We start from the raw sequence: 19612 nt of genomic DNA, 5'->3' as shown, positions 1-19612 counted from the left end.
TGTTCCAAAATCGGTTGCCCTCATGAACTTACGTGGATCGAGGGAATGTGAAGGCGATACTGGCAACGGCCGCAAGCATCCTTCTGGTGGTTGCCTTGGCCGTCGCCATCTTGCTTTTCCTTTCCGGATCTCCGCGCGAAAGCACCTCACACGAGCTTGCCGATACGGTGCACACGATCGGCGGAAAGCCGACCACCTGCGGCGAGTTGTTCGGCGAAACGTGCAGCTTCGCTTTGCAGTCGGACTACAACCAGTGGGGACAAGACCTCGACAGTTTCGTCAATGCGGGAACTCTCGGTCCCTTCGCCCGCAGCATCGGCTTCGTGGCGGAGGCAAAGCTGAGCTTGCAAGCATGCGAGGTCAGCGCCGCAGCTGGTCGGACGATTCTCGATTTCTACACTCTCGCCGAGATCGACCATCCTGCGGCAACCACCACCGATCTCTTCCCCTTCTGGAACGAGTCCCGCCAATTCCTGTGCCCGGTAAACAGTTTCTGAGAACGGTTGATCGTTACTCGAGGAACGACCTCGTCGTTCGGCTACGACGAGTCATGGTCTGCGCCTGGTCGGTGCACGGATGTTTATGCGATTTTCGACGGGGTAGGGCCTTCTGTGTAGGAGTCCTGCCTGTGTGGGAGCCCTGAGCGAGAATCCGAAACGTATTGGAGGGTCAACGTGCCAGATGACAAGAGCGGTCCCAGCGAGGGAATCAAAGGCGTAGTAGAGGACGTCAAGGGTAAGGCCAAGGAAGCCGTTGGTGCGGTTTCCGGAAACGACAGTTTGACCCGAGAAGGCCGCGCCCAGCAGGACAAGGCCGAAAGCCAGCGAGAAGTCGCGAAGAAAGAGGCGGAAGCCGAGAAGGCTCGCGCCGAAGCGGCCGCAGACGAAGCGCGACAGAAGTCCGAGCAATAGCCCTGACGCACTCGTCACCCTCGGCCTGGGATTGATCCCAGCCCGAGGGTGAGTCGTGGCTCCGCGTTCTGTTTGAAATCTCTACTTACTTAGGGCGTAACAAGATTCGTGCGCCCAGCATGACGATCAAGAGGAGCTGTTCGATGCCTTCATCTCAGTCCGTCCCAGGTGCACCGGCCCCGAAAGCGCCGGACCTGAAAGAACCGGTCAAGCCTCGACAGCCGTTGCCGCCCAAGGACGACCAGCGGCAGCCGGAGGTGCGTACCGTCGCGGGTGCCGAAGAGAAGGTGAAGGGAAATGGACGTGGCCAGCGGGGGGAGTACCTCACCACCGCCACCGGTACACGGCTTTACGAGACCGACCACTCACTGACCGCAGGCGAGCGGGGCCCGACTCTTCTGCAGGATCACCATCTGCGTGAGAAGATCACACACTTCGATCACGAGCGAATTCCGGAGCGTGTCGTCCACGCCCGCGGGGCGGCCGCGCACGGCACGTTCCTGGCGAATGGCGCAGCCGAAAACATCTGTAAAGCCTCGTTGTTCGCTTCAGGTGCCAGAACCCCGGTATTCGTACGCTTCTCGACAGTTCTGGGTTCACGCGGTTCGGCGGATACCGTCCGAGACACGCGCGGCTTCGCCACCAAGTTCTACACCGACGAAGGTGTCTTCGATCTGGTGGGCAACAACATCCCGGTGTTCTTCATCCAGGACGGAATCAAGTTCCCGGACATCATCCATGCCGCGAAACCCCACCCGGACCGGGAGATTCCGCAGGCGCAGAGCGCGCACGACACGTTCTGGGATTTCGTGTCGCTGCACACCGAAGCCACCGCGCACACATTGTGGAACATGTCCGATCGAGGCATCCCGCGCTCCTATCGCATGATGGAGGGCTTCGGCATTCACACGTTCAGGCTCGTGAATGCCGACGGCGAGACGAATCTGGTGAAATTCCACTGGAAGCCGGCCGCCGGAGTGCATTCACTCGTGTGGGAGGAAGCGCAGATCGCCGGCGGTGTGGATCCGGATTTCCATCGACGCGATCTTGCCGACGCCATCGAGGCCGGCGCATATCCGTCCTGGGATCTGGGCGTGCAGGTGTTCCCTGATACCGAAGACGAAATGTTCGAAGGCATAGATCTATTGGATCCCACCAAGATCGTGCCCGAAGAACTCGCGCCGGTTCAGGTCATCGGAACGATGACACTCGACGCCAATCCGACGAACTTTTTCGCCGAGACCGAGCAGGTCGCATTCCATCCGGGCCACTTGGTTCCGGGCGTCGACATCACCAACGATCGTCTCCTGCAGGCGCGTTTGTTCTCGTACCTCGACACCCAGATCACGCGACTCGGTGGCCCCAACTTCGACCAGATTCCGATCAACCGTCCTCACGCGCCTGTCAACGACATGCTTCGCGACGGCTTCCATCAGGACGGTGTGCATACCGGAGTCGCGCCGTACCATCCCAATTCGTTGGACGGTGGGTGCCCGTTCATGGCCTCGGCGGACAGCGCGGCCTATATCGAGGTGCCCGAGGAAGTTTCAGGGCGAAAGGTGAGGCAGGCGCCGGCATCGTTCGACGATCACTTCTCGCAAGCTCGACTCTTCTATCGCAGTCTCTCCCCTGTCGAACAGGAGCACGTCGCGCAGGCGTATACCTTCGAATTGGGCAAGTGCTACGAGGAGAACATCAAGACCCGGAATCTGAGCATCTTGGCGAACATCGACGCGGGCCTCGTGTCGATCGTCGCAGGGGGGCTTGGCCTTCCGGTTCCCGAACCGACGGAGCCGTTGAGTGATCCGGAGCCCAGCCCTGCACTGTCCCAGGTGGGCGCGGAATGGCCCGTCGACGGAAGGATCATCGCGCTACTGGTCGACGAGAACTCCGATCTCGACACCGTGGTTGCCATTCGAGACAAGATCTCCGACGCCGGCATGGTGCCGCTGATCCTCGGCCCGCACGGCGGAACCATCGGGGACGGTGACGACGCGGTGACGGTGCAGCGAACGTACCTCACAGCTCGTTCGATCGAATTCGATGCAATCCTGCTGAGCGGCGACGTTTCTCGGATCGGCGAGGGCAAGTTGGATTCACGGGTGGAGACTCTGCTGAACGAAATGTATCGTCACAGCAAGGCAATTGGTGGTTGGAGTGAGAGCATGAGAGCGCTGGCTGCCGCCGGTATCGACGAGTCTGCATTGGGAGTCGTCGTCGATGCTGACGCGGAAGGGGCCCTCGCCTCACTCGCTCAGCTTCTGAAGACGCACCGCGTGTGGGGGCGTTTCGAGGTGCCGCCCACATCCTGAGTGCCGGCCACACCGTCGGAGTGAAGACGAGTGAAGGGACGAAACAGTGGCTCGCAAGGACTCACAACCTCAACTCAAGGATCAAGAACTCTACGAAGAGCTACGTGAGAAGGGCGATTCCAAGGAGAAGGCGGCTCGAATCTCCAATGCGGCCGCCAATCGAGGGCGGTCGACTGTCGCCAAGTCCGGCGGACAATCTTCGCCGTACGAGGAGTGGACGGTCGACGATCTGAAGAAACGCGCCAAGGAACTCGATCTGCACGGGTACTCGAAACTGAACAAGGGTGAGCTGATCGAGAAACTCCGCGATCACTGAGCCGGATTCTGCTCGAGTTGTATTCTGCTTGTGCAGAATACAACTCGAGCGTTCGGTTCAGTGCCCTTCTTGATCGAAGAGTTCCTGACCTTCCAGTCGCTTGACCCGACGGTGTTCCATCAAGATGGCCCCTGTTCCGACGACGAAGGACACGACGCACACCGCGCCGGCGATGACTGCCCATCCGCGAAATCCGTAACCTGCTGCCACCAAGGTCAATCCGAGTGTTGCCAGACCCAGCCCGATCAGCAGGTATCCGGGATAGTTGCGCCCGTCGCTGATTGCCTCCCCGACGTGCGATCGATTGGTGTGTTCGTCATCTACCGGTGAACTCCCGCTCATGTTGGTCACGGCGCACTCCATCCTTCGCTAATGAAGACTTGCGATTCTTCGCTCGTCGTCGGTTCACAGGGCAACTACCCGATCGATGGGTGAATGAAACAGATGGAGTAGTGCCGAAGTGCGGAGAAAGCCGTACGCTCGAAGTATCGGGTGTGGAGGAAAACCGGTGCGAGGAAGGCCTATGAATGGGAAGCCGACTCCTGACCTATTCTCGGTAGGTACACCGACTCTCGGTGTCGAGGAGGAGTTTTTGCTCTGCGATCCGCAGACTGGGCGTCCCAGTCTGCGCAACTCCGAGGTTGCTGCTGCCGGGCGAGAACTCGGTATCTCGTTGCAACTCGAACTCACACGTTGTCAGGTGGAGACTTCCACTTCGATCGGCAGCCACATTCGTGACCTTCGTGACCAACTCTGTGGGTCTCGTGCCCTCACCGCCGATGCCGCTGCCCGCGTGGGATGTCAACTCATCGCTGTCGGAACGCCTTTCTACGATCCACCGGTCGACGAGATCACGCAGAAGTCGCGATACCAACGGATGGCCGGTCAATTCGGTGCGATCACCGAAGGTGTGATGTGTGGTTGCCACATTCACGTGGGTGTCGAAGATCGAGAACGATCAGTCCAGATCATCAATCATCTGCGTCCATGGTTACCAACCTTGTTGGCATTGACGGCGAACTCCCCGATCAGTGGGGGACGCGATACCGGTTATGCGAGTTGGCGTTACGTTCTGTTCGGCAGATGGCCCAGTTCGGGTCCGCCGCCCTTCTTCGAGTCCGTGGGGCACTACGAGGATGCCGTTGCAGCGATGCTGGAGACAGGGGTCATTCTCGATCCACACATGGTCTATTGGGACGCGCGCATGTCGGATCACCTTCCCACCGTGGAGATTCGGATCAGCGACGTGCCCGCCACCGTGGAGGAGACGATGACTCTGGCCACACTGGTGCAGGCACTCGTCGGCACCGCATCCGCTGCGATCACCAAAGGTGAGGTTGCGCCTGCCGTCGATCAGGAGCTACTCCGCGCGGCTTGCTGGCGTGCAGCACGCGACGGACTCGACGGCAGGTCGCTGGACGTGGAATCCGTGCGCTTGCTGACTGCACACCAGGCGGTTCGGCGATTGGTGGATCATGTCGAACCTGCTCTGACCGCATTCGGAGAGTTCGAGCAGGTCACGGCTTCCTTGGACAAGGTCTTCAGCAACGGAAACGGAGCGATCGTGCAGCGCCGGCAACTCGCGCGCCGGTCACGGGTGGCCGATGTGATCGACGAGTGCGCCCGACGCACTTTCGAAGGGTGCAGTTCACAAGGTGGCAGTGAGCTGTAGGGCACGGTTGGAATTGGCATTCCAAGACCTCCAATTTCTTATCGAGGTCACCGATCGGACGGCAGGAGGAGGAACATATGAATGGCGATCCACGACCCGAGCTTGCGTCGGACAAGGATCTCGACGATATGTGCAGGCAGTTGGCCGCAGTAGTAGAGGAACACGGTCTGTCGGTGGCGACGGCGGAATCGTTGACCGCCGGGAACATCGCCGCACATCTAGGAAAGGCGCCGAACGCCGGTTCCTGGTTTTGTGGCGGGATCGTCGCATATACCCGAGCGGTCAAGCATTCCGTTCTTCATGTTCCTGACGGCCCAGTCGTCTGCGAGGACGCTGCTCGGGTCATGGCACACAGCACTGCCACACTGTTCGGCGCGACGTTGGCACTGGCCGTCACCGGCGAAGCCGGTCCGGATACCCAGGAGAACGTCCCACCGGGAACTGTGTGGTTCGGAGTCGTCGACCATGGGACCGCTGAAACAGAGAAACAGGTTTTCTCAGGTGACCCCGAAGCCGTCCTGGGAGCAACCGTCGAGCATGCGATCGGTCTACTTCTGCGTCACGCGTCCGGTCGTCGCACACCAAGTTCGACAGGCGTGGTGTAGTCGAGAATTCAACTGTTCGAACGATTCTTGTGATGTCCCTTGTGTTTCGCAGGAGCCTGAGCAGTAGGAATCAGACGGCCGTCGGCCGCGTATTTCTCGACTACAAGGTGCTTGCTGACGCCTCGATTGGCATCCAGGGCGCACGCGATTGCTTCTTTGTCGGAGTCGAAAGGTTCCTCGGTCGAGGAGCCGTCGGGCATCGTGATCTTGTACCGATCCATACATCGACTATTGCGGGTAGATCCGTCTCCGACAACCTTTGCTCACGGAAATGTCGGCCAGGAGAACAGAAGGTCAGCGGGTCCAGTAGTCTTCGGGCCTTCGACCTGAACGGAATCCGTAGTGTTCGAGCATCGCTGTCGCTTCCGGGAAGTTCGCCGCCAGAGCCTCGGGCACATGGGCATCGCTTCCGAATGTCACCGCTTTGCCTCCCTCTTCGCTCCACCACTGGGGTATCCAGGACCACAGTCGACGGGTGTTCATCTCGAGCGCCCGACCGCTTTCGGCGATGGCGCGCATCCCATTTCGGAATCCGTCCTCGAATCTGCGGGGATCGAAAGGTCCGGCGATTTCGGTCGGCCATGCACGCACTGCGTAGTCGATATGGGTGAACACTTCGAAGGTCTGAGAGCCAGCCACCATACGCGGGATCTCTTCGAGGTAAGCCCACATCACTTCGTCGGCGCCCCACTTTCGAAACAGGGTGTTCGGTTCACTCCGATCGTCGCCGACTTCGAGAGTGTGCAAGGAACCCAATACCCGGTCGATGACACCGAGATCAAGGAGGTACGACGCCTGCGCTTCGTGCAGGTGCGGTTGTCCGAACTCGACTCCGGTGAGAATCCGCAATTCAGGAAAACGGTGTCGACATCGTTCGATGCTGTCGAGGTAGCCGTCGAGGTCGAGGATCGGTGCGCGGACGTAGCCGTCGGTGCTCAGCAGGTGATGTTGATGGGGCATCAGATCTGCGGCGGTTGTGCGCCACCGAGCATCGAAGTCGAGATGCTCGGTGAACACCAACGCGGGCAATCCGATTGCTTCGGCACGCGCGCAAGTCTGTTGCATTCGTCCGGAAGCGTCGGACTGTGGCCCGCCGGTATCCCACGACCACTCGCTGTGAACATGACTGTCCGCGGGTAGTTGCATGTTCAGTTCGTACCAGCTCGGGAGATATCAGTTCAAACCTTTTTGGTTTGGCCGAGGAATCGAACTCCTCGCGGCAACGTGGGCAGGGAGTTGAGGCCTACCCAGAAGGGCTTGTTGCTACCTTCGTGCGCCGTCGATACAGCACGCTCGTCGACATGTCTCGCTAGTTGCCTCGAGAGGTTGTTTCGCGAGTTTGTTGCAGGGGGAACAGGTATGGCCGTAGAAAACCTAGGGTTCGTCGGGACGGATCGCGCGTTCCATTTGGACTTCAGAGAGTGCAAACCGAGAAGGACGGAATCCTGTCGGTGGGGTCATCTAGGATGCAATCCAAATACCGATGCTCATGTCGGGAGACGGAATATCGATTCGGGTGGCAGTCGGAATTAGGAATGCATCGTTTGTTGGCGGTTGGTTAGTCATAGTGATTGTCCGTCAGTGCAGAACTTCGGTTCCCGCATTGCGTCAGCTATTCGAACCGAATCCAAGCGAACTGCAATGCGGAGTTCCGGATGCCTTTCCGATAGGAAGAACAACCCGCGAAAGGGTCAGGAATGGTTGATGCTGGAGTGGCGCTGCAACACGCAGTGGAACGAGCCGTCGGTAGTGGCAATCGAGAATTGGAAGAACTCGACGCCTTGATCAGCTCTCTGGTCGAACAGTTTGCACTGCCTGCCGGAGCACATTCCGCGGCCACATCGGGAGCAGTTCTCAGCCCTGAGCTTGCCGAAATCGCAGACGGGTTCGAGCGCAGCCTTCGCACTCACTTAGCTGACCAGCGCCGTGTGTTATCGACATTCAACATTGCATTTTTCGGCAGAACCGGAGCTGGAAAGAGCACGTTGCTCTCAGCGTTCGGTGGGCTCGATGGTGGCTATGTCTCACCTGGTGAAAGCGATTGGACCACCGACGTCACAGAGATCGCATGGAATAGCTGCCGGTTATGGGATACGCCCGGGATAAATGGATGGGGGCGCACTCAGTCGAGGGTTGATCTCGAGGAAACCGCAAGGCGAGCCGTCGAGATTGCAGACGTGGTTCTCTTGTGCTTCGACAGCCAGAGTCAGCAAGATTCGGAGTTCACGAAAGTCGCTCAGTGGGTGCGTGCGTACGGAAAGCCAGCCGTGGCGGTATTGAACGTTCGCAACCTCCGCTGGCGACACCCCGCCAAGGTAGCGAGCCAATCTGCGCGCCAATCGCTGTCTCGCGCAGTTCGAGAGCATGTCGATTCGATCGCAACAGAGTTGGCCAAGATTGATCTTCCATTCGCCCCGATCGTTGCAGTTCAAAGCCGCCGGGCATTGTTCGGTCGCGCGAGTACTCCGTTCAAAGGCCCTGCGGGACGGAATTTTCTGTCGGATCGTGAGCAATTTGGCGTGGAATACCTCACCCACTGGTCGAACTTCGGGGTGCTGGAAGAACTACTCGCTGCGTCGATAGTCGAGGGTGGTGCCGAGCTACGGCAAACCTCGCTGCGCGAGGGCTTCCGTGGTGTGCTTGACCTGACGGCCGACAGGCTCGAGCGAATGATTGCGGGCATAGAACCAAGAGTTGCTGCCGCGGAGCGCCAGATCGACCAACTCCTGGACGTCTTGGGGTATATAGACGGCGATGAGCGAGCAAAGTATCTCGGCCGTGATGATGGTCTGGATCTCCTGTCCGCTTTGGAAGACACGCGTGGACAGACGTTCACAGCAACTCCCGAAGGCGCGCTCGATCGACATATGAGCCACCTGATCAAATCGCACCTGTCGGGACTTCGTGAAGCTTCTATCGCGAAATCAGACGAACTGGCAGCCACTGTTTTCGAGAGTGGCAACTCAATCGACGACGAATTGTTCAGTAATACAGTTTTCGCGATGAACGACATCCAAGCGGCAGTTGTGACGGTTTGGAACTCGAAGGCAGCATTCCTGATGAGGGAACTGAAGCTGGCGAGCATCGACGAGGCGCCCGACATCACCGAATCGTCGACCGATTCGGCGACCTTGGATGGCCATGCAGGTCGGATGAAGTCGAACCTGGCCAGGTCCATGAAGATCGCCGGGATGGCCGCCGGTGGTGCGGCGGGTGCCATCTTCGTTCCAGCCGTCGCGAACGTCTGGAATCCTGTTGGTTGGGCGGGGGCGGCCGTTGCAGTCGGGTTGGGTGGCGCATCCCAAGCCGGTCGCTACATCGGCGAACGGGTCGCCGCAAGCACTGAAAAGCAGGGCGCTCTGGCAAGATTCGATTTCGGGCGGCAATCCAGATCTGCAGTTCATCGGACTTACGATCGGATCGCGCAGGAACTGCGCGAGCATGGACGAGATCTGTCTTGGCAAGTGGCAGAGCCCGTTCTGTCAGAACTGCTGGGCGAAGCACTTGCGTTGCGAAAGGATCGGAAGGACGCAGCTCATCTGGCAGCTCGCCTCCGTCAGGCATCGGAGTCGCTTCCGCTGGCGATAGATGCAAAATCGGTTTTGGAACGTGCGCAAGCACGCGTCCTGGCCGACCATTCGGCGCTGCCGCCGGGCGAGGGTGGGGCTTCCGGAGCAGATGCGAGGGGCTCCGTATCCGGACGTAAAGTCTGGTTGGGTGAAGATTGGTTCGAGTCCGGATCCCTGGACAAGAATGCGGTTGAGACGGAACGACTTCCGGTCTTCGTAGAACGGGACAACGTGGATCTGTCGAACCTGAAGCAGGCACTTTTGAAAGCATGGGACCTACCCTCTGATTCGTCTGTCGCCGAACTGATCCGAGAGATCGAGGACGCGACCGTCCTTGATGCGCAGATGCCGGGTGCTTCGCACAGCCAGGTAGCAATCAAGCCGGCCATCGTCGTGCTGGGTGACTACAGTTCGGGGAAGTCCAGTCTGATCAAACGTTTGTTGGTGGAGATGAGCGGTCAGGTTCCTGCGAACCTCCGTGTACGGGGTGGTGCGGCGACAAGTGCGGTTGAGCGTTACGACCTCGGACATATCCAGTTGCTCGATACGCCAGGGTTTCAGAGTGGCAATCGCGAACACGACGCCCTGGCGTTGAAATCTGCCGGCGAGGCTGCGCTTGTACTCGTCGTATTGCACGTCAACTTGCTCATCGGCGACATGACCCTCCTCCAAGGGATTGTCGAAGGGACACGCGAGACTGTCGCTAAAGATACTCGAATGATCTACCTGATCAATCGATCTGATGAGTTGGGCGTCGATCCCACCGCCGCACCGGAAGACTTCCTTCTGCTGAAGGATCGCAAGAAGGCAGAACTCATTGCGGCGTTGGGTTCATGTGGGATCGAGGTGAACGCGAACCAGGTTCACGTGCTCTCCGGTGATCCGTTTGGAGAGATCGGCGCACGGACGGACGTGAGCCGCGAAGATTACGCGCAGCACCGCGACTGGGACGGCGTCGAACCACTCGTAAGGATGCTCGACTCTTACTCGAGAAAATCGGGGAGTGCCGGTGTGAGCGGAGCACAGCTCGATACAGCGTTGAATATGATGCTGCAGGGGCGCAATCGAATTGAGCAGAAGGTTGCAGAGGTGCGGGGTGAAGAGACGGCCCGAACCTCGCTGGAACAGTCAATTCGAAACTGCGAGCAGGATTCTGAGCTACTGGAGAAGTCGCTTCGGCAGGATGCGCATCGAGTCGTCGAGCCCTATGCGAATCGGTACACGGTTTATGCGGTTGAACAGGATCGTGGGGGTGTCGAGGACATTCCTGCCGCATTGAACGCGTTGTGGGCGAACAGCGACCTCGACTCTGATATCGATCAGTTCATGATCAAAGCTCAACAAGAAATCGAGACTTGGTTCCGTACGCACGCGTCGACAATCGGGCGTGAAATGGATGCGCTTGCCTTTACGACGGTGAGGCACCGAGCCGAGGATCCCGAATCAGAATTTATGGTGGTGGATGCGGGGAACATAGCTGCGGGGGCGGCCAAGGGCGGTTCTGCATTTGTGAGAGCGATCGCGAATCGCGACACGATTTACGCCATCGGCAAGGGCATCGGGGTGAAGTTCAAGCCTTGGGGAGCTGTGAAAGCCGCCGGCAGGGTCGCGAAGGTTGCCCCGATCCTGGCCGCAGCCGGAGTGGCTGCCGATGCACACGCGATGGTAAAGGGCGAACTCTCAACGAATGCTCGTGAGGAGCAAAGGCGTGAGGCGGCGGGGGTTATCGACGAGGCCGCAGCCGATCTCGTGCATCAAGTACTGAACGGCGTAGAAGAGGACGGGCCGATACCGCGCATTCGTGCCTCTGCAGCCTCTTTATCCGAATATACGAAGTTGCTCGAGAGTCAGCGACTAGTCGCGGCCGACGAAGAACGCGCGCTGATGGATACGCTCTCGAAGGTCGAACGGTTACTGTCCCAGGCTGAAAATCTGCGTGCATGCGAACGGAGCGGTGAATGAACGACATCGATGTGCTGAAGGTCAACGAATGGCTGGCGAGCCTGCCGGGTGGTTCACTCGCAGAGAACTATGCCGAACAATGGCAGCAATTCGCCTCGATCGATGCGCCTGTGATTACGATTTTCGGATCGTATGACACCGGCAAGAGCTCGCTTCTCCGACGTCTGTTGGTGGATAGTGAAGTGAGGGTGCCGGATTGGCTGACAATCAGCGCTCGGCACGAGACATTCGATGTCAATAGTGTAGAGCTGGCAGGCGTCGTTTTGAGGGACACCCCGGGTCTGGCAATTGGGGCGAAAGATGCGCGGGGCGTGATGAACACGCAGCGTGCAACCGAGGCGATAGACTTAACCGATATTGCAATTATCACCGTCACAACGCAATTGGCAACCGGCGAACATCAGGCTCTTCGTGAGATCGTCGGAAGTGGATGGACCTCCGATAGCCTTTGGTTCTCAATCTCCAGGTTCGACGAAGCAGGGATCGATCCGGATGATGATCTCGCGGGGTACAGGCAACTGGCGTCTCGAAAGACCGTGGAACTATCGGAATCGTTGGAGTTGTCGGCCGCGTATCCCATTTTTGTTGTCGCCCAAGATTTTGCTCAGATGGCGGGATCGACGAGGGACGTCGATGCTGAGGTTTGGGACGACTCACGTCAGTGGGACGGCATGGATGCTCTCTCTGCGGCGATCAAGAGAGTCGCGGCATCTGACTTTGCTGCGCTGAGAGCGTCGACGGAGCGACGGTACTGGCGCCAAACGGTTGTCAGAATTGTCGCTGAGCTGAGAACTCAGCTGGATGCTTGTGCACCGCTTGCTGCTCAGGCCGACGCGACAGCGGGTCGTCGTCGTCAATCACTTGTCGCACTCGAAAGTGCCGACTCCGCAGCCAAAGACGACCTACGCGGTGCGTTGGGTGAAGCTACCCGAAGGGTCGTAGAAAGCGGAGTGCTGGACCAATCGGAAGTGGTTGCGGCCCTAAGGCCCACGCTTGTCGATTGGTTCGGTAAACACCAACGCGAACTGGATCGATTGCGTCAGGACGTCGGGAAATCGGCGGAGCGCCAACGAAATCAGCCGTCTTGGGGGAAGCTTGAAGGGCTCGTGGCGAAGATCGCCGACAACAAGGAGCCCGCTGCTGCGATCCAACTCACCGCTTTTGCCCCCCATGTCAGCATGGTTGGAGCGTTGTTGATCAGACGCTTGCGCGACTTCGAGCGAGTCCAAAAGGGAGCATCTTTCGGGAAAGGCACAAATCGTGGCTCGGCCGGTCGACGCTCTGAGCCGAATGCGTGGTCGTTGAGCGACGGCGCCGATATTGCTGCCTTCCTGTTGCCCATAGTTGTTCAAATCGCCGCTTGGATTGACGAAGTTCGCATGAATCGGGCAGTTGCTTCGCAGGAGCAGAAGTCACGGGACGAGCAGCGGAGTAAGTTGACCGCCGCGGTGAGCGCAATTGCACTCGATTCGTGGAGTGAAGCTATTTCCGAAGTTCGGAACGAAATCGACGATGCCGGTGCGCATGCAGAACTATCTGAAGGGCTTCGTGATTCGATCGCAAAGTTGGAGTCCGCGATATCCGAGGGCGAGGGCTTGTTGTAGGCGAATCCACCTCGAGACGAGCAGCTAGCGGGCGCGGCAATCTCTTCGGCGGGTTCTAGGTCGAGCTACATGTTGGGTAGGACCACGACGAAGAACCAACCGCTCAGGGCAAGACCGATGACGCCGGTGAAGAGGCCGACTATTGCATCCCACGGCAGCTGGCGGGCATTCGAGAACAGATACCCGCCAGACTTCTTCGGGTGACGTCGGAGCGCAAAGATTCCTGTTGTAATCGCGCCCGCACCCAGAAGGATGCCGAAGCCGAAAGCCCAGAACAGGAGTACCGACAGCGCGCCGAGCATCTCCGACCTCTCACTCCAGCGTGCGACGCGCTGTGTTTCGGTCGGGGGAGGCCACTTGTGTGAAGGCGACAGAGCTGCACCGAAACGGCGGGTGTGATGACGAATTGACTGGTCGCTGAGAAACATTGTCCACCACGCCTGGAGTCGAGTCGATGTGCCGCCGGTATCTACTCGTCTACCCCTTCTCCGCGGATATATGCCGCTGAATTCGGGGCTAGCTGGTTGCGTCGCGCAGCGGAATCTCGATCAGAAGCTCATCGGAACCCCGTACCTCTCGGGTCGATTGATTCTCATAGGCGTGCAACAGCTCTCGCGGTTTCGAATTGCAGGAATGTCATTCGATGTGAACAAGACCTTCCAGGGCGTCGAGGACCCGGTCCAGCCCGAATTCCCACGCTGCCTCGGGGCTGTACGGGGTGTTCTTGGCTTCGCCGGCCGCTCCTCCGACTCGCTGCGCCAGCGGGAAGTTGTCGCCGAGATAGGCAGCCAGACGCTGGTTCCAGGACGACCACACCTCGGCCATGTCGGCCGCTCGGGGGTCGGGGCGCCGTGCTTGCGCCGAGGACCGGGCGAAGTCGGCGACAAACGTCAGCGCGGAATCCCGCTCGATGTCGCTCAGCCCGGTGCCGTCGAACGCGTGTAGTTCGTGGTCGTACTTCGCGATAGTTCCCGGACCCAACGCGGAGCGCTGATCGGTGATGTCCAGGAGCCACCAGTGCTCCGAGTAGAGGGCAAGTTCCTCCTCGGCTACCCGGCGCACGCGCTTGCGCCACGTCATGTTCCCGTACGACAGGCGCGGACTGTTGCTGCGCACGGTGTCGACCATGAGCACCAGGAGATCGTCACGGGACCCGACGTGGGTGTACACCGCCATGCCCGAGATTCCGAGCTCGGCGGCCAATCGGCGCACCGTCACCGCGTCCAGCCCTTCCACGTCCGCGAGGGCGAGAGCGACGTCGACCGCCTGTGAGGTGGTGACCTTCGCGCGAGGGCCGCGGGCTCCACCCTTCGGTGCGAGGGGGTGATCGCGCCACAGTAGGTCGATCAGTTCGCGTGCCATCAGCCGTCTCCAGAAATCGGGAATACCTCAACAGTGGTATACCTTATACGGTGCATACTGTATGCACTGCACAAGGTTTATGATCATGGAGGCCACGATGAAAATCACCAGCACTGCTCTGTCCTTGAACGTTGCCGACACGGACGCGTCGGCCCACTTCGCGAAAACCCATTTCGGCTTCACCGAGGCCATGTCCGACGATGGATTCGTTTCTCTGAATCATCCGGATGCCGGGGTCAACGTGGTCTTCCTGCGCACCGGTCTCGGTACGTTCAAGCCGGACTTCGTCGCAGGTTCGGCCGGGCAAGGCATGCTCATCGCATTCGTGGTCGATGACATCGACGCCGAGTTCGCCCGCATCGCTGCCGAAGGTGCCTCCGTCGTCACAGAGCCGGAGACCGAACCGTGGGGCGAGCGCTACTGCCAGTTCGTCGATCCCAACGGCATTGTGTGGCAGCTCGTTCAGTGGGTGTGAAGAACCCGAGCGCTCGGCTCGGCGGCGCGCGGCACAGAACGTAACCAGAGGGCGCGTTCGACGGACTGAGCTTGGAAGCGCTGCGGTGAGATCCCGTGCGCAGTGCGAAACGCTCGGCTGAATGCGGGCAGGTGCGCGTAACCCAGGTTCCTCGACACCGTTCCGGGTGCAACCCCGAGTTGGAGTTGGGTGCGTGCCTGGGTCATCCGTGAAAGCGATCGCCATTGCGGATACGTAGTGCCGGTCTCGATACGGAACTCCCGGCGCAGCCTGGCCGCGTCGGTACCGAACTCTTGCGCCCACTCGTCCAGAGTGCGAGGGTCGGCCGGTCGGGCGGCGATTGTCGCTGCCAGTCGTGTGGCAATCGAATCGGCGGCAGACCCGTTCGAAACCGATTGTGCGAGAGGGCCGGTGGCGATGATGTCGAATGCTGCGGCGCTGTCGTGGCCACGCGGGCGCAAGGGTGTGTAGGCGGCGACGAAAGTGTGCAGCAATGCCAATTCGACATCGGGGGAGAACTGCACGGTCTCGAGGGCGTCGGCAGATACGGTCGACCCGTTCGAGGAGCGGAAGCCGAGCGGTAGCAGCAGTGAACCCGTCGGAACCGTCACGGTATTGAGGACGCCTGCAGGCAGAATCATGGCCTCGCCGGTGCGCAGTTCCCAGCTGCGGTCCGCGACGTCCACCCGGGCTTGGCCTCGGTAAACCCACACTGCGACGTGGGCGCCGTTGACGCGCGGCCACGTCGCGTTGGCCGGTATCGGCGGCGCAGTTTCTCCGGGCTGCCTGGGCTCTGCGAGCATGCGGACCAATGCTTGATCGTTGTCGGTGTCCACGCTGCGATCGGGTGGCCCGGAGAGGGTCCGTCGGCGATAGTCGCTCGGGCTCTCTCCCATCTGGGCCCGGAACGCGCGGGTGAATCCGCTTCCGGTTTCGAAGCCGACTTCGTTTGCAATCCAACCGATCTCGCGGTCCTGCTTCAGATACTCCAACGAGGCGGCGATCCGAGCTCGAAGCCGCCAGCGCGTGAAGGTGAGGCCGGTTTCTTCCACGAAGTACCGCTGGAGCGTTCGAATGCTGATCCCGGCACGCTTCGCGAATTGTCCCTCGGTGTCGTCGGTGCCAGGCGTTCGCAAAAGGGCGTGCGCGATCTCGAACGCTTCCCGTGACTGCGGCAATCGCGGCAGCGAGGTGGCCCCGTCGTCAGCCCGGGCGATCATCTCGAACAAGGACGACGGGTGTGCAGCGTCGCCGCGCAGATAGCCCAGGTTGTGAACGAACTCGTGGATCAGTCTGTCTTCCCATCCGGGCGGAACCCGCAGGCGCGTCACGGTAGCCGGCCCGGCGCTGGCGCCGTTCGAAGGCGGAAGCAGGATGGGAAACGCGACGGAATCCGAGTCCGTCTCCATTGCGTATCGCGCACCCGCCGGGATCCACAGCGATTCGCCAGCTGGTATCTCGTGGACCGTCGATCCGACTCGGACGCGTCCGCTGCCTGCAAGAACCCAGAACAACAGCGGTGAGCGGGCGGTGCTGGGCTCGGTGGCGCTCGCGCGGACCGGCCCTAACCCGATCGCGTCCGGTTCTGATAGTGGTAACACGTTGGCGCTCCTGGACAACCCTTGCTACTTAAGTATGGCTAACTTTACCTCTGCTGTCTGCGTTCGCAGCGGCGCACTCTCGTACCTTCAGAAAGCCATACTCATGCGCAGATCACTTCGCCCGACGGCGGCAATACTCGCCGCGGTCGTCGCCCTCGCTCTTGCCGGCTGCTCCAGCTCGTCAGATAGCGATACCGGAACCGAGGACATCCAGAAAACCTCAGGTTCTGCCGAGGGATGGCCGCGCACCGTCGATCACGGCGACCGCAGTACCGAGATCACCTCGAAGCCGACCCGAATCGTGTCCACCTCGCCCTCGTTGACCGGCACGCTGCTTGCAATCGGTGCGCCGGTCGTCGCCAGCGCGGCAACAACGCCGTCGGGAATGACCGATGACCAGGGGTTCTTCTCCCAGTGGTCGGAGGTGGCAGCTGATCGTGGAGTCGAGGTTCTCTACCGAAATCTCGAGCTGAACCTCGACGCCATCGAGACGTTCGAACCCGATCTGATCATCGGGTCCGCCAACGGAGGTGACTCGACGCTCGACGCCTACGCGCAGCTGAGCGACATCGCACCCACCGTTCTTCTCGACTACGGCGCCAGCTCCTGGGAGGAGCTCGCAGATCAGCTGGGGACTGTCACCGGACTCGAGAGCGAGGCACACAAGACCGTCGACGAGTACGACAGCTGGGTGACGACGCAGGCCGGGAAGATCAAACTTCCCGAGCAGCCGGTGACGGCGCTGGTCTACATGGGTGCCGACGGTGTCTGGACGTTCCGAGCCGACAGCCCACAGGGCAATCTGCTGACCTCGCTCGGCTTCACCTATGCCGAGCCCGCTGAGCAGTTTGTCGCCCCGGACAAGCGGGGTGCCTCCGGCGTCGCGATCGTCAGCTCCGAGAACATGTCTGCCGCCCTTGACGGCTCACAGACGCTGTTTGCCGTCTCGATGGGACTCAAGGATGTGGAGAAGCAACTTGCTGCCGATCCGCTTCTCGCCAATCAACCTGCTGTCAAGGGTGATCGGGTCTACGCGATGGGAACGGCGGCTTTCCGCCTCGACTACTTCAGTGCCAAGCAGACAGTCGAGTCGCTGGTGTCCACGTTCGGTGGATGACGGCGTGAGCGCTTCTTCGCAGTCCCGGACCGAAGCACCGCTGCGGTCCGGGACAGCCGCGCGTGCGGGGTTGTTGGTCCTGGCCTCCGTGGTCGTGATCGTGCTGGCGTCCGTTGGTGGGCTGGTACTCGGCTCTCGCAACATCCCCGTCGCCACCGTGCTCGACGCGATCTTTTCCTACGACGCCGGCAACAACGAACACCTCGTTGTGATCGGATCACGCTTGCCCCGAACAATTCTCGGGCTGGTGGTCGGGGCTGCGCTCGGACTGGCCGGCGCGCTGATGCAGTCGATCACCCGCAACCCACTGGCCGATCCGGGGCTACTGGGTGTGAACGCCGGAGCATCAGCGGCAGTCGTGATTGCGATTGCCCATCTGGGGGTGACTTCGGTCGGCGGTTATCTGTGGTTCGCGCTCGCCGGCGCGGCCGTTGCCTCGGTGGGTGTGTACATGTTGGGGTCTGCGCATCGCAGCGCCGCGACCCCAGCGCGCATGGCGCTCGCCGGTGCCGCTGTGGCAACGGCGATCACGGCGCTCACCAGTATGGTTCTCATCAGCAATGAGGCTGCCTTCAATCAGTTCCGATTCTGGGCAGTGGGTTCGTTGCAGGGGCGCGGCGGAGACGTGATCGTCGCCGTCCTTCCCTTCATCGCGATCGGTATCGTGTTGTCGTTGTTGCTGATTCGTCCACTCAATGCGATTGCTCTTGGTGAGGACGTTGCCAAAGGGCTCGGCGCCCGCACTGGTCCCGCCCGGGCCGGATCCGCTGTAGCAGTCATCCTGCTCGCGGGGGCAGCCACCGCGGCGGCCGGCCCGCTCGGATTCGTGGGGCTGGCTGCGCCGCACATCGTGCGCGGCGTGGTCGGACCGGACCTGCGTCTTCTTCTGCCGTGCGTGCTCGTCGTCGCGCCGGCGTTTCTTCTCTTGGCCGACGTTCTCGGTCGCGTTGTCACCTCGCCGGGAGATCTGCAGACGGGGATCGCGGTGGCTGTGCTCGGCGGACCGTTGTTTGTCGCGCTCGTTCGCTCACGGCGGGTGGCGTCACTGTGAACATGATTGCCGCGCAGCCGGTCCCACCGCTTTTTCGCGGTTGGGTGGTTCGAATCGGGTCGTGGTCGTGGCGAATAGTCCCGCGAGTGCTGTTCGTAGCCATCTCAATCAGCGCGGCGTTGGCGGCGCTCTCGTTTGCCACGCTGATGTACGGAACCTTGGACCTGTCCTTGGGTGAGGTGTGGCGCGCTCTGAACGGCGAAGGCACCCCAGCGGCGGTTCGGTCCGTCCAGAATCGCCGTCTTCCGCGGCTGATCACGGCGATCGGGGTGGGTGGAAGCCTCGGTGTGGCCGGCGCGGTTTTCCAGACGCTTTCGCGCAATGTTCTCGGCTCGCCGGACATCATCGGTTTCACCACCGGCGCTGCGACGGCGGCGGTGGTCCAGATCGTGTTCTTCGGCGGCGGGGTACTGCAGACCGCGGGCGCTGCTGTTCTCGGCGGCATGCTGACCGCATTGCTCGTGTACGCGCTGGCACGCAAAGACGGAGTCAGCGGCGGTCTTCGACTCGTCCTGGTCGGCATCGGAGTTGGGGCGATGCTGAGCGCCGTGATGTCGTTCCTGGTGGTACGCGCGGATATCGACGACGCCACCGTGGTGCAGCAGTGGACGGCCGGTTCGCTGACCGGGCGCGGTTGGCCACACGCGATCAGCGTTGCGATCGCCGTCGGTGTTCTCGTTCCTGCTCTCGTCGTGGTGTCCAGGCGCGTCACCATGATGGAAATGGGCGACGACGCAGCGTCTTCGCTCGGAATCTCCGTGGAGCGATACCGATTCGCCGGCATCCTGCTTGCGGTCGCGCTCACCGGAGCAGCAACTGCAGCTACCGGTCCCATCGCCTTTGTGGCGCTCGCAGCTCCCCAGATCGCACGACGGTTGGCTCGGCGCAGCGGTGTTCTTGTCGCGACCTCCTTCCTGCTCGGCGCGGTTCTGTTGGCGGGCGCCGACTTGATTGCCCAAGCGGTCGAGGTCGGTCTCCGAACTCCGGTCGGTCTTGTCACCAGTCTGCTCGGCGGTGCCTATCTGATCTGGCTGCTGGCCCGTCAGGCCTGAAAA

18 protein-coding genes and 1 pseudogene are annotated in these 19612 nt (G+C 60.7%); 13 read left to right on the top strand and 6 right to left on the bottom strand.

The window, feature by feature from the left end; all coding sequences use genetic code 11:
* Nucleotides 1-47: 47 nt before the first annotated feature.
* The 4 genes from H7C86_RS16405 to H7C86_RS16390 all read left to right on the top strand — a co-directional run bounded on the left by H7C86_RS16405 (nucleotide 48) and on the right by H7C86_RS16390 (nucleotide 3539).
* Nucleotides 48-497, top strand: a complete 450-nt coding sequence (locus H7C86_RS16405; protein WP_047889413.1) for a hypothetical protein — start codon at nucleotides 48-50, stop codon at nucleotides 495-497.
* Nucleotides 498-674: 177 nt separating this feature from the next.
* The gene (locus H7C86_RS16400; protein WP_003943084.1) at nucleotides 675-911 is read left to right on the top strand and encodes a CsbD family protein; all 237 of its coding nucleotides are present in this window, start codon (nucleotides 675-677) and stop codon (nucleotides 909-911) included.
* Between the two features lie 143 nt (nucleotides 912-1054).
* The gene (locus H7C86_RS16395) at nucleotides 1055-3223 is read left to right on the top strand and encodes a catalase (RefSeq protein ID WP_182261842.1); all 2169 of its coding nucleotides are present in this window, start codon (nucleotides 1055-1057) and stop codon (nucleotides 3221-3223) included.
* A gap of 46 nt (nucleotides 3224-3269) precedes the next feature.
* The gene (locus H7C86_RS16390; RefSeq protein WP_020909642.1) at nucleotides 3270-3539 is read left to right on the top strand and encodes a Rho termination factor N-terminal domain-containing protein; all 270 of its coding nucleotides are present in this window, start codon (nucleotides 3270-3272) and stop codon (nucleotides 3537-3539) included.
* A gap of 57 nt (nucleotides 3540-3596) precedes the next feature.
* On the opposite strand, the gene H7C86_RS16385 is transcribed toward H7C86_RS16390, so the two are convergent.
* Nucleotides 3597-3902 carry a hypothetical protein gene (locus H7C86_RS16385; protein WP_024487711.1) on the bottom strand — a complete coding sequence of 102 codons (306 nt, stop codon included), beginning with the start codon at nucleotides 3900-3902 and terminating at the stop codon, nucleotides 3597-3599.
* A gap of 160 nt (nucleotides 3903-4062) precedes the next feature.
* Here H7C86_RS16385 and H7C86_RS16380 point away from each other — a divergent pair, with 160 nt between their 5' ends.
* Together H7C86_RS16380 and H7C86_RS16375 are read left to right on the top strand one after the other, a co-directional pair.
* Entirely contained in the window at nucleotides 4063-5211 is a 1149-nt protein-coding gene (locus H7C86_RS16380; RefSeq protein ID WP_182261841.1) for a glutamate--cysteine ligase, read from the top strand.
* Between the two features lie 77 nt (nucleotides 5212-5288).
* Nucleotides 5289-5816, top strand: a complete 528-nt coding sequence (locus H7C86_RS16375; protein WP_046379577.1) for a CinA family protein — start codon at nucleotides 5289-5291, stop codon at nucleotides 5814-5816.
* Nucleotides 5817-5824: 8 nt separating this feature from the next.
* Here H7C86_RS16375 and H7C86_RS16370 read toward each other — a convergent pair whose 3' ends face one another.
* Together H7C86_RS16370 and H7C86_RS16365 are read right to left on the bottom strand one after the other, a co-directional pair.
* On the bottom strand, nucleotides 5825-6037 hold the full coding sequence (locus H7C86_RS16370) for a hypothetical protein (RefSeq protein WP_069145332.1): 213 nt from the start codon (nucleotides 6035-6037) through the stop codon (nucleotides 5825-5827).
* A gap of 73 nt (nucleotides 6038-6110) precedes the next feature.
* Nucleotides 6111-6962, bottom strand: a complete 852-nt coding sequence (locus tag H7C86_RS16365) for a PHP domain-containing protein (protein ID WP_069145333.1) — start codon at nucleotides 6960-6962, stop codon at nucleotides 6111-6113.
* Nucleotides 6963-7513: 551 nt separating this feature from the next.
* Here H7C86_RS16365 and H7C86_RS37935 point away from each other — a divergent pair.
* The 3 genes and pseudogenes from H7C86_RS37935 to H7C86_RS16355 all read left to right on the top strand — a co-directional run.
* A pseudogene (locus tag H7C86_RS37935) lies at nucleotides 7514-8086 on the top strand (GTPase); the annotation flags it as partial.
* 117 nt (nucleotides 8087-8203) lie between these two features.
* Entirely contained in the window at nucleotides 8204-11347 is a 3144-nt protein-coding gene (locus H7C86_RS16360) for a LeoA/HP0731 family dynamin-like GTPase (RefSeq protein ID WP_259349220.1), read from the top strand.
* On the top strand, nucleotides 11344-12951 hold the full coding sequence (locus H7C86_RS16355) for a GTPase domain-containing protein (protein WP_182261839.1): 1608 nt from the start codon (nucleotides 11344-11346) through the stop codon (nucleotides 12949-12951). Before H7C86_RS16360 ends, H7C86_RS16355 begins: the two co-directional genes overlap by 4 nt.
* Nucleotides 12952-13016: 65 nt before the next feature.
* Here the strand turns inward: H7C86_RS16355 and H7C86_RS16350 are convergent, their stop codons facing one another.
* Both H7C86_RS16350 and H7C86_RS16345 read right to left on the bottom strand, forming a co-directional pair.
* Nucleotides 13017-13379 (bottom strand): hypothetical protein, encoded by a 363-nt coding sequence (locus H7C86_RS16350; RefSeq protein ID WP_259349218.1) that lies wholly within the window; start codon nucleotides 13377-13379, stop codon nucleotides 13017-13019.
* Between the two features lie 208 nt (nucleotides 13380-13587).
* Nucleotides 13588-14313: a TetR/AcrR family transcriptional regulator gene (locus H7C86_RS16345; protein ID WP_182261838.1), complete on the bottom strand. Its 726-nt coding sequence runs from the start codon at nucleotides 14311-14313 to the stop codon at nucleotides 13588-13590.
* Between the two features lie 97 nt (nucleotides 14314-14410).
* Here H7C86_RS16345 and H7C86_RS16340 point away from each other — a divergent pair, with 97 nt between their 5' ends.
* Nucleotides 14411-14788: a glyoxalase/bleomycin resistance/extradiol dioxygenase family protein gene (locus H7C86_RS16340; RefSeq protein WP_031331446.1), complete on the top strand. Its 378-nt coding sequence runs from the start codon at nucleotides 14411-14413 to the stop codon at nucleotides 14786-14788.
* On the opposite strand, the gene H7C86_RS16335 is transcribed toward H7C86_RS16340, so the two are convergent.
* Nucleotides 14776-16389: a helix-turn-helix domain-containing protein gene (locus H7C86_RS16335; protein ID WP_182261837.1), complete on the bottom strand. Its 1614-nt coding sequence runs from the start codon at nucleotides 16387-16389 to the stop codon at nucleotides 14776-14778. The genes H7C86_RS16340 and H7C86_RS16335 overlap by 13 nt on opposite strands.
* Nucleotides 16390-16492: 103 nt before the next feature.
* On the opposite strand from H7C86_RS16335, the gene fepB reads away from it, so the two are divergent.
* The 3 genes from fepB to H7C86_RS16320 all read left to right on the top strand — a co-directional run bounded on the left by fepB (nucleotide 16493) and on the right by H7C86_RS16320 (nucleotide 19609).
* Complete coding sequence (gene fepB, locus H7C86_RS16330; RefSeq protein ID WP_182261836.1) at nucleotides 16493-17506, top strand: Fe2+-enterobactin ABC transporter substrate-binding protein; 1014 nt, start codon at nucleotides 16493-16495, stop codon at nucleotides 17504-17506.
* Nucleotides 17499-18557, top strand: a complete 1059-nt coding sequence (locus tag H7C86_RS16325) for an iron chelate uptake ABC transporter family permease subunit (RefSeq protein WP_182261835.1) — start codon at nucleotides 17499-17501, stop codon at nucleotides 18555-18557. Before fepB ends, H7C86_RS16325 begins: the two co-directional genes overlap by 8 nt.
* 86 nt (nucleotides 18558-18643) lie before the next feature.
* A complete protein-coding gene (locus H7C86_RS16320) occupies nucleotides 18644-19609 on the top strand; it encodes an iron chelate uptake ABC transporter family permease subunit (protein ID WP_020971266.1) in 966 nt (321 codons plus the stop codon).
* The last annotated feature ends 3 nt before the right edge of the window (nucleotides 19610-19612 follow it).

Origin of the sequence: Rhodococcus sp. UFZ-B548 (genome assembly GCF_903819475.1) — a bacterium.
GTDB classification, from domain to species: domain Bacteria; phylum Actinomycetota; class Actinomycetes; order Mycobacteriales; family Mycobacteriaceae; genus Rhodococcus_F; species Rhodococcus_F erythropolis.
This window is presented reverse-complemented; position numbering and strand designations above follow the sequence as displayed.

Excerpts from the sequence above, each read along its gene's own strand:
- H7C86_RS16340 (WP_031331446.1), top strand. The coding sequence starts at position 14,411 with ATGAAAATCACCAGCACTGCTCTGTCCTTGAACGTTGCCGACACGGAC.
- H7C86_RS16365 (WP_069145333.1), bottom strand. The coding sequence starts at position 6,962 with ATGCAACTACCCGCGGACAGTCATGTTCACAGCGAGTGGTCGTGGGAT.
- H7C86_RS16385 (WP_024487711.1), bottom strand. The coding sequence starts at position 3,902 with ATGGAGTGCGCCGTGACCAACATGAGCGGGAGTTCACCGGTAGATGAC.
- H7C86_RS16345 (WP_182261838.1), bottom strand. The coding sequence starts at position 14,313 with ATGGCACGCGAACTGATCGACCTACTGTGGCGCGATCACCCCCTCGCA.
- H7C86_RS16355 (WP_182261839.1), top strand. The coding sequence starts at position 11,344 with ATGAACGACATCGATGTGCTGAAGGTCAACGAATGGCTGGCGAGCCTG.
- H7C86_RS16380 (WP_182261841.1), top strand. The coding sequence starts at position 4,063 with ATGAATGGGAAGCCGACTCCTGACCTATTCTCGGTAGGTACACCGACT.
- H7C86_RS16395 (WP_182261842.1), top strand. The coding sequence starts at position 1,055 with ATGCCTTCATCTCAGTCCGTCCCAGGTGCACCGGCCCCGAAAGCGCCG.
- H7C86_RS16375 (WP_046379577.1), top strand. The coding sequence starts at position 5,289 with ATGAATGGCGATCCACGACCCGAGCTTGCGTCGGACAAGGATCTCGAC.
- H7C86_RS16350 (WP_259349218.1), bottom strand. The coding sequence starts at position 13,379 with ATGTTTCTCAGCGACCAGTCAATTCGTCATCACACCCGCCGTTTCGGT.
- H7C86_RS16370 (WP_069145332.1), bottom strand. The coding sequence starts at position 6,037 with ATGGATCGGTACAAGATCACGATGCCCGACGGCTCCTCGACCGAGGAA.
- fepB (WP_182261836.1), top strand. The coding sequence starts at position 16,493 with ATGCGCAGATCACTTCGCCCGACGGCGGCAATACTCGCCGCGGTCGTC.